This is a genomic window from Flavobacterium sp. UMI-01 (genome assembly GCF_019656315.1).
Classification (GTDB): Bacteria; Bacteroidota; Bacteroidia; order Flavobacteriales; family Flavobacteriaceae; genus Flavobacterium.
Map to the genome: position 1 here is coordinate 147,279 of NZ_BPLU01000008.1, position 13,101 is coordinate 160,379.

The 13,101-nt window shown below is 33.3% G+C and carries 10 protein-coding genes; 3 read left to right on the plus strand and 7 right to left on the minus strand.

Annotated elements, in window-relative coordinates:
* Window positions 1-32 precede the first annotated feature (32 nt).
* From K5R64_RS04975 to K5R64_RS04995, 5 genes are all read right to left on the minus strand, one after another.
* Window positions 33-686 carry an HAD family hydrolase gene (locus K5R64_RS04975; RefSeq protein WP_220761498.1) on the minus strand — a complete coding sequence of 218 codons (654 nt, stop codon included), beginning with the start codon at window positions 684-686 and terminating at the stop codon, window positions 33-35.
* A gap of 106 nt (window positions 687-792) precedes the next feature.
* Window positions 793-1,392 carry a nitroreductase family protein gene (locus K5R64_RS04980; RefSeq protein WP_220761500.1) on the minus strand — a complete coding sequence of 200 codons (600 nt, stop codon included), beginning with the start codon at window positions 1,390-1,392 and terminating at the stop codon, window positions 793-795.
* Between the two features lie 71 nt (window positions 1,393-1,463).
* On the minus strand, window positions 1,464-1,847 hold the full coding sequence (locus K5R64_RS04985) for a VOC family protein (protein ID WP_220761502.1): 384 nt from the start codon (window positions 1,845-1,847) through the stop codon (window positions 1,464-1,466).
* A 214-nt stretch (window positions 1,848-2,061) separates the two neighbouring features.
* Window positions 2,062-2,544: a hypothetical protein gene (locus K5R64_RS04990; RefSeq protein ID WP_220761504.1), complete on the minus strand. Its 483-nt coding sequence runs from the start codon at window positions 2,542-2,544 to the stop codon at window positions 2,062-2,064.
* Between the two features lie 171 nt (window positions 2,545-2,715).
* Window positions 2,716-3,540 carry a UDP-2,3-diacylglucosamine diphosphatase gene (locus K5R64_RS04995; protein WP_220761506.1) on the minus strand — a complete coding sequence of 275 codons (825 nt, stop codon included), beginning with the start codon at window positions 3,538-3,540 and terminating at the stop codon, window positions 2,716-2,718.
* A 271-nt stretch (window positions 3,541-3,811) separates the two neighbouring features.
* On the opposite strand from K5R64_RS04995, the gene aroC reads away from it, so the two are divergent.
* The 3 genes from aroC (at window position 3,812) to K5R64_RS05010 (ending at window position 8,567) form a co-directional block, all read left to right on the plus strand.
* Window positions 3,812-4,873: a chorismate synthase gene (gene aroC, locus K5R64_RS05000; protein ID WP_220761508.1), complete on the plus strand. Its 1,062-nt coding sequence runs from the start codon at window positions 3,812-3,814 to the stop codon at window positions 4,871-4,873.
* A 136-nt stretch (window positions 4,874-5,009) separates the two neighbouring features.
* Window positions 5,010-6,284 carry a dicarboxylate/amino acid:cation symporter gene (locus tag K5R64_RS05005; protein ID WP_220761945.1) on the plus strand — a complete coding sequence of 425 codons (1,275 nt, stop codon included), beginning with the start codon at window positions 5,010-5,012 and terminating at the stop codon, window positions 6,282-6,284.
* Window positions 6,285-6,371: 87 nt separating this feature from the next.
* Window positions 6,372-8,567: a response regulator gene (locus tag K5R64_RS05010; protein ID WP_220761510.1), complete on the plus strand. Its 2,196-nt coding sequence runs from the start codon at window positions 6,372-6,374 to the stop codon at window positions 8,565-8,567.
* Window positions 8,568-8,632: 65 nt separating this feature from the next.
* Here the strand turns inward: K5R64_RS05010 and K5R64_RS05015 are convergent, their stop codons facing one another.
* A complete protein-coding gene (locus K5R64_RS05015) occupies window positions 8,633-10,372 on the minus strand; it encodes a sodium:solute symporter (protein WP_220761512.1) in 1,740 nt (579 codons plus the stop codon).
* Window positions 10,373-10,487: 115 nt separating this feature from the next.
* Window positions 10,488-13,019, minus strand: coding sequence for a PIG-L family deacetylase (locus tag K5R64_RS05020; RefSeq protein WP_220761513.1), 2,532 nt, complete (start codon window positions 13,017-13,019; stop codon window positions 10,488-10,490).
* Between the last annotated feature and the right edge of the window lie 82 nt (window positions 13,020-13,101).

Here is a 13,101-nt window from a genome sequence, read left to right on the forward strand (position 1 = left end):
TGGAGGATGGGTTAAATTTGATGTTTTTTGTTTTAAGGAGTCAGTATTGATAGTAATTCCATAGGATGGTTGATAATTTTTTGAGCTCCATCAGCTACCAATTCTTCTTCTGTTCGGTAGCCCCAACTTACACCTACCGCATACATATTGGCGTTTGTAGCAGTCAGCATATCAATGTCGGAATCGCCTACAAATACAATTTCATTTGGTTCTAATTGCCAATTTTTTGCTGTTTCGATTGCTTTTGTAGGATTGGGCTTTTTCAACGGTTCCGTGGTTAATCCCAATATTGAATCAAAAACATCAGGAAAAAGGGTTTGGGTAATTGCTTTGGTTAATTCTTCGGCTTTATTAGAAAACACGCTTAATTGAATATTTAGTGTTTTTAATGTTGTAATTAATTCCAAAACTCCTGGATATATTTTGGTTTTACAGGTGCAATTTTGCGTATAAACGGTGATCATCTCCTGGTAAGTTTCTTCGATTGTAATTTCGTTTTTGTGTGTAAGAGGAAGTGCTTTTTGTACTAAATTTCGAAGACCGCTACCTATGAAATATTGATAAGTTTCGTATGTATGTGTAGGGAATTGATAGGTGTTCAGGACAGTATTCATAGCGTCTGCTATATCTTCCAGCGAATCAATAAGTGTTCCGTCTAAATCAAATATAATACCTTTATAATTCATGTTTGGTTGTTGCTTGATGTAAAAAAAACAGGGAAATGTTAGTACAATAACTTACTAGCATTCCCGAGTTTTTTATGGGTTAAATAGAGGTTTGTTTTGGTATAAATTACAATGTTTCGATAACGCTTGCCGCTAATCGTCTTGATTTTGGGGTTACTTCTAATCGATTGAAATCGTCTTCGGAACCATAGCCTACGGCCATTGCAAAAAGAGGTTTGTAAGTACTCATATTCAAAATAGCACTGTATTTATCGGCTTCGATTCCTTCCATTGCGGTAGAATCAAGTCCTAAGGCAACACTAGCCGTTAAGCCTACTCCTAAGGCAATATAGACTTGTTTTGCTAGCCAAATTTTTAATTCGGCTTCAGGTGTATTTGCTTTTATTTGGTTGTACCAATCTCTTCGGGCTTGAGGGAGTTCCTCGTCAACCACTTTTTGGAATGCTTCTAAGTCATCAGCCACACTAAAAACAACGAGCAATTGGGCTTGGTTGATTTTTTCCGTATTGTGCATTGAAACGGCTGCTAATTGTGATTTTATTTCAGGATTTTGGATAAACGTAAATTTCCAAGGTTGGATATTAATCGAAGAAGGAGTAAGGCGTAATATTTCTTTTAAATCTTCAATTTTCTCTTGTGGAATTGATTTGCTTGAATTGTATTTTTTGGCGGTGTATCTCTTTTGGATTAATTCTAAAATACTCATTGCTTTTATATTTGTTTGAATAAAAAAACAAAGGTAATATAATTTGAAATTATAATCAGATTTGGGACTAATTAGATGTCGTTGTTAACCTCAATCCAATATCCGTTAGGGTCTTGAAAATAAACTTGTTTTATGCCATCATCTCGAAGGTACATTTTGTTAGGTACATCCATCCAATCGCTATATTTAATTTGTAAATGGGTTAGATGCTTTACAAACAAATCGATATCAGGTGTTGCAAGGGCAAAATGTACTGCTTTGGTAATTTTGATTTCTTCATTAGGACGTGGAATCAAATGCAACTGTTTGTTATCTCCAAAAGCCAGCCATCTCGTTTTAGAATTTGAAGCGGTATTTTTTATTTCTGGAATATTAAAAACGTTCTGGTAAAAAAGTACCGATTCCTCAACATCTTTTACAGATAGCGCTACATGATTAAATGAAAAAGAAGGCATATTTATTTTTTAATTTATGGGTTTGATTAAAATTATTCAATTGAACTGAGATTCCATAAGAGAAAAGCATTCCGTCTGCCTACTGGCAAGTAATGTGTTTTCACAAACTTACACTTTTACACAGGTATTTACCAATGATTAAGCTGCTTTTTGAGAATTATAACAAAAAAAGGCTGTCGAAAAAGACAGCCTTCAGTTTTATTGTAGTTGAAAATTAGAATTGGTATCTCAAAGACAAAGCGATATCAGAACCGTAATTGTTTTTGTAATAACCGCTTCCTCCAAATTCAGGACGGAAATCCAAAGAAATTAACAACGGAATATCGAAGTTGTATTCAATACCCACATTTCCAGCAGCAAAAGCAAAAGAACCACTGTCATTGAAGTTTTTGTTGTCAATACTCCAACTTCCAACACCACCACCGACACCAGCATACCAATTGAATCCTCCATCAATGTTCCAAACCCATTGGTAAAGTCCTGTCAATTTAAAGGCATCTACATTGTTACTATTTCTCCATCCTAAATCTAATTCTAAACGGTTGTTGCTAGATAATCCTCTTTGATACGAGATCTCTCCACCAAAACCATCATTGTCCCCAAAACGCAATCCTAAAGCATTTTTTGAAATATCCTGCGCTTGTGTGCTAAATGCTAATCCCATTAACATAAAGGCTGATAAAATAAGTTTTTTCATAATTTAATTGAGTTTTAACAATGTTATATTAAAATTATAACGGTAAATTTAAGCTATAATTGTTGAATTAGTATAAAAAGCAGTGAAAATTTTATAAGGAATTTAATGTCAGATATTTACGAGAGTCAAAATAAAATGAGATAAAATGGTTAAAAAATGATTGCACTTTGTTTATTTAGAAAATAAAATTGAAGCAATTAATTTATGGTTCAAGACCTCTTCTTCATCGGTAGGACTCACAAAATTTACAAAATTAGATTCATCATAACGTCTCATTTTCCATTTCTTTTTATTATACTCTAACGAAGTTAGGTTTTCGACCCAATCTCCTGAATTTAGGTAAAGTGTGCTTCCGTTTCTATTGATTTTATTCAAAATTTTAGGTTCGTGTATGTGGCCACATATAACATAGTCATAGTGGTTTTCAATAGCAAGTTCAGTAGCTGTTTCTTCAAAATCAGAAATGTGTTTGACCGCTTTTTTTACACTTGCTTTTATTTTTTTGGAAAAAGAGTAGGGTTCTTTCCCCATTTTGTTAAGAAACCAATTGGCTAACCTATTGAATAGGATTAAATAATCATAACCCAAACCGCCTAATTTTGCAATCCATTTAGCATGATGTACTGAAGCATCAAAAACATCACCATGAAAAATCCAAGCTTTTTTTCCATCTAATTCTAAGACCAATTTATCAACTAGGGAAAAATTGCCCATGTTTAAGTCCGTAAATCGACGTAGCATTTCATCGTGATTGCCAGTGATATAATACACTTTGGTACCTTTGGAGGCGAGAGTAATAATTTGTTGAATAACTTTTAAGTGCGATTTTGGGAAATAGGATTTTCTAAATTGCCAAATGTCAATGATGTCACCATTTAAAACTAAAGTATTGGGTTTTATTGAAGATAAGTATTTGTATAATTCTTTAGCATGGCTTCCGTATGTACCAAGATGTGTATCAGAAATCACAACCAGTTCCACTTTTCTTTTTTTCAATGTAATCTTAATTTGAATTTGAGCAAATTAAAGAAAATGAGGAAAAACAAAACTAAAGTTAAGGTTAAGAAAATCATTGGAATATTAACCTAAAATCAATATTTGTTTCTTCTAATAAAAGACAAAGTTAAAACTATTTAAGAGGGAAAGATAAGGAAGAGGATTACTCCTTGTTTTTGTTGTTTTGTTATATCATCAGGCGCGTATTTTTTTAGGGAATATTCGATACATAATCGGTTTAAAATAGTATTTTTGTTCAAAATTTATAATAATGGCAGGAAATAGCTACGGCACACTATTTAGATTAACAACTTTTGGAGAATCACACGGAGAAGCTTTAGGCGGAATTATAGATGGATGTCCATCAGGAATAGAATTGGATTTTGACGCAATTCAACTGGAAATGGGCAGACGTAAACCAGGTCAATCCGCAATTGTTACACAAAGAAAAGAACCAGATGATGTTCAGTTTTTATCAGGAATATTTGAAGGTAAAACTACGGGAACCCCAATAGGGTTTATTATTCCCAATACCAATCAAAAATCAGACGATTATTCCCATATCAAAGATAATTATAGACCTAGTCATGCTGATTATGTTTATGATAAGAAATATGGAGGTAGAGATTATCGCGGAGGTGGTAGAAGTTCGGCTCGTGAAACAGCAAGTAGAGTAGTAGCAGGGGCTATTGCAAAACAAATGTTATCGGATATAAAAATCAATGCGTATGTTTCTTCAGTAGGTCCTATTTATTTGGAAAAACCGTATCAAGATTTGGATTTTTCTAAAATTGAAAGCAATCCTGTACGTTGTCCAGATGAAGCTTTGGCAGCCCAAATGGAAGAATATATTCGTGAAATTCGTAAAGAAGGTGATACTGTAGGGGGAACAGTTACTTGTGTGATACAAAATGTGCCCATCGGATTAGGAGAACCCGTATTTGATAAATTGCATGCTGAATTAGGTAAAGCAATGCTTTCAATTAATGCAGTGAAAGGCTTTGAGTTTGGAAGTGGTTTTTGCGGTTCCAAAATGAAAGGTAGCGAACATAATGATTTGTATAATCCTGATGGTACAACCAAAACCAATTTGTCTGGTGGTATTCAAGGAGGAATTAGTAACGGCATGGATATCTATTTTAGAGTAGCCTTTAAACCGGTTGCTACTATTATGAAAAAACAAGAATCATTAGACAATAAAGGAAATATTACCGAAATGACCGGTAAAGGAAGACATGATCCTTGTGTGGTTCCTCGCGCTGTACCTATTGTAGAAGCGATGGCTGCGATAGTTTTAGCGGATTTTACATTGCTAAATAAAACATATAAATAAGCTTTACTATGTTTTAATTAAAAATAAGGTACTGTTTTTAATAATAGTATAATAATAAAAAGGTGCAGCATAATTTTTTAATTAAGCGCACCTTTTTTTGTATCTTTTTCCAAAATTTAAAGTTTGGTATGGCATGATAAAGAAAATGGAATTGCATTGGAAAATCCTTATAGGGATGCTATTGGGCTTACTTTTTGGATTACTAATGAAAAATTTAGAGCAAAAAGGAATTGTAGTTGATTGGGTAAAACCTTTTGGAACAATCTTTATTAATATGCTCAAAATGATAGCGGTACCATTGATCGTAGTGTCCTTGATTGTGGGATTAGCAGACTTGAAAGATATCTCTAAGTTTTCTAAGTTAGGAGGGCGAACTGTTGTTTTCTATTTATGTACGACCGTAATTGCGGTGTGTTTGGGTTTGTTTTTAGCTAACATTATTCAACCTGGAAGTTTTATAAATGATGATTCTAGAAAGAGTTTATTAGAAAATTTTTCGGGTGAAGCGACCCAAAAAATCGAATTAGCAGTTGAAACAAAATCTAGTGGACCTTTACAACCCTTGGTGGAAATTGTTCCTGATAATTTTTTTAATGCTTTATCTGATAATGGGAGCATGCTACAAGTGATTTTTTTTGTTATTCTAATTGGCATAGGTCTAATTTTAATCGAAGAACAAAAAGCAAAGCCAGTTGTTGATTTTTTTAAAGGTTTGAATGAGGTTATCATGAAAATCATTGACCTCATTATGTTGTTTTCCCCTTATGGTGTATTTTCATTAATGGCAGCATTAATGGTCGAAATCCCTGATTTTAGTACCTTGGGAGCTTTGGGTTTATACGGTTTGACCGTTTTAATAGGGCTTTTGATCATGACTTTTATTTTATACCCTAGCTTATTGTTTGTATTCGCTGGAGTAAGGCCGTTGTATTTTTTTAAAGCTATTGCACCGGCACAATTATTAGCTTTTTCTACTAGTTCAAGCGCTGCTACCTTACCCGTTACAATGGATTGTGTTACCGAAAATTTAGGGGTCGATGAGGAAGTGTCCAGTTTTGTTTTACCATTAGGAGCTACAGTCAATATGGACGGAACCAGTTTGTATCAAGCAGTAGCAGCTTTATTCATTGCACAAGCCATGCTACCGTATCCACTAGACTGGAGTACCCAATTGATGATTGTAGTAACAGCAACATTGGCTTCAATTGGGTCAGCTGCAGTACCTAGTGCAGGTATGGTGATGTTAGTTATTGTTTTGGGACAGGCAGGAATCCCGGAGGCTGGTCTGGCTTTAATTTTTGCTATTGACAGACCTTTGGATATGTGCAGAACGGTAGTCAATGTAACGAGTGATGCTACAATTGCTACTATAGTAGCTAAATCAGTTGCTAAATTACGGGTTGAAGAGTAACAAAAAGAAAATCAACATGCAGTATTTGTTGAATATAAACTCAATCTGTTTGTTTTAAAATGTATATTTGACTACTATTTTTTCTATATGCAAAAACTTAGATTTTTACTAATCATTCTGTTTTCTGGCTTTGTTTATGGTAATGATATAGATACCACTCATACGACACTCTCTAGAAAAGAAATTTTGAAATTAGCGAATGAAGCTTCTGAATGGCTCCATGAATCTAATTTTGAAAAGTCTTTTAGTGCTTCCCGAATCGTTTTGCATTATGCTTTTGCTAAAGAAGATAATTTTTTAATAGCTAAATCCTACAACACTATAGGGGCCAATTATGAACAATTATCGGAATATGATAAAGCCATTTCGTACTATAAAAAAGGATTGGTCTATGCGATGAAAGCTAAAAATGATACGGTAAAAAACTGGATCAATAATAACTTAGGAAATATTTATTGTTTTGAAAAAAGAGATTACAAATTAGGCATTTCTTACCTTGATGAGTCACTACGTTTTTATAAGAAAAATAAAGATTCGACAAAAATTGTTTTGACTAAATTGAATATAGCGTGGGCTTATTTTGATATTAAATTATTTGAAGAAGGAAAACCTTATCTAGAATTTGTAAATCAAAATAGTGAAAAATTTTTGACAAAACCCAATTGGGTAATATTGAATGTGCTAAATGGCATGTATTACGGGTATGTTCAAAAACACGAACAAGCGACTGCTTCTTTTTTAAAAGCAATTGCTTTAGGAATCGCAGAAAAAAACAGAACTGATTTATCGATTACTTACCAAGAATATTCTAATTATTTATTTAAAATAGGGGATTATAAAAAAGCATATGATTATTTAATTAAGTACAACAAACTTTCTAAAGAAATCCAAAATGATGAAAAACTAAAACGAGCCCAACGTGTAGGTGTCAATGTTGAACTCGATGAATACAAACGAAAAGTAGAATCTATAACTGCGGTCAATGTTTTACAAAACCAAAGTTTGAAAAAGTCTAAAATTATTGTGGTTCTTTTTATAGTTGTTATTGGGATTCTGTTACTGCAATTATACACCTTATATAAAAATTATATTTTTAAGAAAAATGCCAATAAGGAATTGACTTTGACCAATGCTGAATTGATTGTGGCTAAACAAAAGGCAGATGAAGCTTCTCGATTAAAATCCCAGTTTGTTTCCACTATAACTCATGAATTGAGAACACCTTTGTATGGTGTGGTTGGGATTACTAATATGTTATTAGAAGAACATAAAGAATTAGAAAATAGTCCACATCTGAATTCGTTAAAATTTTCCGCTAGGTATTTATTGTCTTTGATTAATGATGTTTTGCAAATCAATAAAATTGAAGAAAACCGAATCGTACTGGAAGATATGACTTTCAATATTAGTGATGAGATTGAAATGATTATAACTTCTTTGTCTTTTATTGCAAAAAATCATAATAATACTATCGAAGTCGAAATTGATCCTGCAATTCCTGAATTGTTGATAGGAGATAAATTAAGATTTTCACAGATTGTAATTAATTTGTTTAGTAATGCTTTGAAATTTACCCATGACGGAAAGGTAAGTTTTTTTGCCACATTGATTAAAATTGATGGGAATCAATATTTTATTGAGTTCAAAATTAAAGATACAGGTATTGGTATTGCAAATGAGGATTTAGAGAAAGTATTTGACAAATTTACTCAAGTAGGAAGAAAAGATATAGACTATCAAGGAACGGGCTTAGGACTTCCTATTGTTAAAAAATTATTAGAATTATTTGACAGCACTGTTAGTGTTAAAAGTGAACTTGGTAAAGGAACTATTTTTTCCTTTACGATTCCGTTTGAATATGATCCCCAAAAAACAAATGAAATTATCAATAATATTGAAGTCGATTTGACCGATAGTCAGTTTTTTAAAGTTTTAGTAGTAGATGATAACAACATCAATAGATTGGTGACCCAAAAAACAATTGAAAAACGCAATTACAAATGCGAAGTCGTGGGTTCAGGTAAAGATGCGATTGAGCTTTTAAAAAACGCTCAGTTTGACGTTATTTTGATGGATATCAACATGCCTGAAATGAATGGCTTTGAAGCTTCTCAAATCATCAGAGCTATGGGAATTACTACTCCTATTATCGCACTAACTGCTTTTAGTAAAGATGAAATCACTGAAAAAGCCTTATCAGTGGGCATGAATGACATTATTGTAAAACCTTACGAGGCTCCCATTTTATTTAAAGTGATTAATCAACTTATTTTAAAGAGATAAACTCCTTCATAATCCTGTAACAATTTGGATTGCTACAGAATAGGTGAAGTATAGATTTTGTGGGTTTAAGAAGGCAATGTTTTCTTTTGAATTTCTGATTCGTTTCTAAACAAAAGTTGTTGTAAAAGCATGGACAAAATAACCGTAAGCATGGCACCAATAAAATTAAGCCATAAATAGCCTAGCGTTTCTTTTCCAGTTGGATAAATAATATTGGTAAAATAATAAATGATAAAAATAGTAAGTTGACTCGTTACAGCGCTATAAAAAATAGCTTTTGATTTTACAAATTTAAAATAGAAACCTACAAGGAATATACCTAAGACGGTACCGTAAAATATGGAACCGATAATGTTAACTAACTGAATTAAATTTTCAAATAAAGTTCCAACACAAGCAAATAAAATCGCAATTATTCCCCAAAAAAGTGTGAAAAACTTAGTGGCATTCAAATAGTGTTTTTCTGTTTTCTCTACTTTTAAATTTCGCTTGTATATATCAATTGCTGTGGTAGATGCCAAAGCATTTAATCCGGAAGCAGTAGATGACATGGCTGCTGATATGATAACTGCCAGCAACAATCCAATTAATCCTTTGGGGAGGTAATTTAAAATGAAGTGAAAAAACACATAATCTTTATCATTGGTTTCACTATTGCTATCAGCTTTAGAAATAATTTCTTTAGCGCGGTCTCGCAAATCTTTTTCTTTTAGGGATAATGTAATCAGTTCTTTTCTTAAAATGGGATTGTCGTAATCTTGATTGAGTTGGTCAATATAAAGTAGGTTGATGACTTTTTTATCTTCGGACAGGGTTTCTAATTTTTTTTCTAATGAATGGTATTCGTTTTTGAATTTTGATTTTTCGATGGTGATTTTGTTGTTCGGATTGAAATTTAATGGAACTGGATTAAATTGAAAAAACACAAAAACCATAACCCCCGTCAACAGTATAAAAAACTGCATTGGAACTTTAAGAAAGCCGTTCATAATCAATCCCATCTGACTTTCTCTTACTGATTTACCCGATAAATAACGACCTACTTGAGATTGGTCTGTGCCAAAATATGCTAATGCTAAGAAAAAACCCCCAGTAATTCCACTCCAAAAGGTGTATTTGTCTTCAGGGTCAGTTGAAAAACTAACGATATCCATTTTAGAATTTGCACCAGCAATATGCAAAGCATTGGTAAAGGTCATATCATTAGGTAAGAATTTTAGAATCAAGAAAAAAGTAATAAACATCCCCGACATGATTACAAACATTTGTTGTTTTTGAGTGACGTTTACCGCTTTGGTCCCACCTGAAAAAGTGTAGATGATAACCAAGACTCCCATCACAATGTTCATGTAGGTTAAATTCCAGCCTAATAACGCAGATAAAATGATGGAGGGAGCATAAATAGTTAATCCTGTTCCCAATCCTCTTTGAAATAAAAACAATACTGCTGCTAAGGAACGCGTTTTTAAATCAAAACGTTTTTCCAAATATTCGTAAGCGGTATAAACCTTGTATTTATGATAAATTGGAATGAAGGTTAAGGATATGACAATCATGGCAATAGGTAGTCCAAAATAGAACTGTAAAAAACCCATTCCATCATGATAGGCTTGCCCTGGAGTTGATAAGAAAGTAATTGCACTAGCTTGTGTAGCCATCACGGACAATCCTACGGTATGCCAAGGTGTTTCATTCCCACCAAGAATAAATTCCTGCACGTTTTTGCTTCCTTTGGTTTTCCAAGAACCATAAATAACTATAAATAGTAAGGTAACAATAAGTATAATCCAATCAAATAGTTGCATCTTTTAAGAGTATAATTTCATTATTAAATAGAATATCGAAATATAAATAGCATTGGCAATTAATACCCAACTGTAATTTTTCTCCCATCTGTTTTTTTTATTCGGCTCCATACTATTACGGTTTAGATTGTGAGGTTGTTTCTTTTTCTCTGTTTTGTAACGAAATTAAATTCGCAATTAATCGGTAAGCTCCTGCGACACCTTCTGGTAATTCTCTAAAAAAACTTAAGCCTGTATAAACATAATACCCTTTGCCATAAGGAGCAACTAATAGTGCTCCATCTTTTGGAGATTCGTCAGTGTCATTTGAAGATAGTATAGGGGTAAAGGAAGCATCAAAAGGATTTGGGTAATATAACCCTTGTTCTTGAGTCCATCCTTTAAAATCGTTTGGATTAATTTTATTAGGATAATTTAAAACAGGATGACTGGGAGCTAAAAAACGCATTTCAGCATTTTCTTCAGTAACCCTATCATTCGAAATAGTAAGTGGAAAAGGAGCTAATTGTGTTCCAGGTAACAAACTTGGAGTATTGTATTGTACAATCAAAGTCTTACCATTTTTGATGTAATTAAATAGGATTGGTTGTTTTTGCACCAATGTTTCAATAGTGTTGTAAGCTCGCACACCGGTTATGATTACATCAAAAGTAGCCACATAATCTTCTGTAATTTCTTCTGGGTCGATGACTACTAAATCATAACCCATTTGTAATAAACTTGAAGGGACAGCATCTCCAGCGCCCATAATATAACCAATACGTTGTGGTCCAATTTTTAAGTCTAGTTTTAGAAACTTAGCTTCTGCAGTTTGTACTATCTGTTGTGTGGAAATGTGAGGGTAGTTGATGGTGATTTTTTCAAAATTGTATTTTTTATTATCAACAATTACAGTGCTTTTTGCCCAAACTTCAGAGGGAGATGATGGAGGAGTTACTGAAAAAGTAAAATTTTTCTCTGTTCCTTTTTTCTTTAGAGTAAATGGAATTTCATTAGGTGAAACTTTCCAATCCGTTGGCAACTCCAATTGAAGGGTCCCACTGCAATCGTCTTTCCCTGATTTTACTTTGACGGTGATTGTTTTCGGTTTGTCATTATTAAATAGGACAACGTTGTCAGGAAAACTGGTAGTTACCTCTGGTACAATGTCAAGAAATTGAAACATTTCGCCTTTTACAGGGTGATTGGTTTTATGCACAATATCACGAGCTACGGGAATGATTTCACCGTTAATAGTTAGATCAAAAACAATTTTGGTTTCCCGATTACTATTGGGTATTCCAATGTTTTCAATATTCGTAACATGATACATTCCTAATGTACCTTTTTCTTTTAACCAATAGGGAGTGGTATATTCCAGTTCAGCAGGAAGTTCTAAAGGGATAGTAGTTTTATAAGCAATATTATTAGGCAATAAAATGTTTTGGTGAATTTCAGTTTGTGTAGGTAAACATCTTAAGTTGGTCAAAATAATATTGTTTTCACTGCGATTAATCGCTTCTATTTTTACAGTAATAGTGCTACCTAAGGTTACTTCTTGTTGGGTTACACTAGCTTCTAGGTAAAGCCCAGCGCAATTCAAGATACAATTGGTAATTTCCTCAATCTTGATGGTTTTCCATGGCGAATCTTCTAATGCTTGAATCATTTTGTAGGCTTTGACTAAATGAGGAACACTTAAGTGAGGGCTGTTAAAATCATAGTTGGATATAATTTTTTGAATTAAATCACCAATAGGTTTTCCGTTCTTTAAACGTTTCCAACTCGTGTCGATACCTTCAAAAATGTCGTTTTTGTTAACTAATGCAGGACCATTAATCAGTTCTAAATATTCTGTTTCTTCCCCGCGGTTTCCGGTACTTCCAAATCCTTGCGATTGATGGCAACTTCTACTTAAAGCGGCAATTTCATTATTGGATTTACCTAGATTTGGATAAAAAACACCAATAGGAATCCTGCTGAAATTTGTTTTGTCTGCTGCTTCAAATTTTTCTTGACTGCCATAGAACCAATACGAAGGATTGAAAAATTGTCTATGAACTTGCCATGGCGCAACGTATCGAAGTTGTTCAGGGAAAGCCGATGGAGAATTGGTTAAATCAAAGCTTTCTACACTTAAAAGAGCAGAAGCCGAGTGGTGACCATGAGTATTTCCTGAGGTTCTATGATCAAAACGATTGATGATAATATCGGGTTGAAACTTTCGAATGGCCCAAATTACATCATGTAATACCTGTTCCTTATCCCATATTTGGAGCGTTTCTTTGGGGGTTTTGGAATATCCAAAATCATTAGCTCGTGTGAAAAATTGCTCCCCTCCATCGATTTTTCGTGCTTCTAATAATTCCTGTGTTCGTATAACGCCCAATTGTTCTCGAAGTTCAGGGCCAATTAAGTTTTGACCACCATCTCCTCGTGTTAAAGACAAATATGCAGTTCTTGCTTTTGTTTCGTTAGCTAAATAGGAAATCAATTTGGTGTTTTCATCATCAGGATGCGCCGCAATATATAAAACGGAACCTAAAAAATTAAGTTTTTTTATTTGGTTGTAAATTTCAGCTGAATTTGGTTTTTGCGGTTTTTGCGCACCAACTAGTTGAATGGATAAAACAAAAAGTATAAAAGATCTTGTTAGGTAAGGAGACATCTTATTTTTTATATTAATTGGCAATAATTTCAAATGTAGTGATTATAATTTTTTGTGATTGTTTTTTCAAATTTTCTTAACA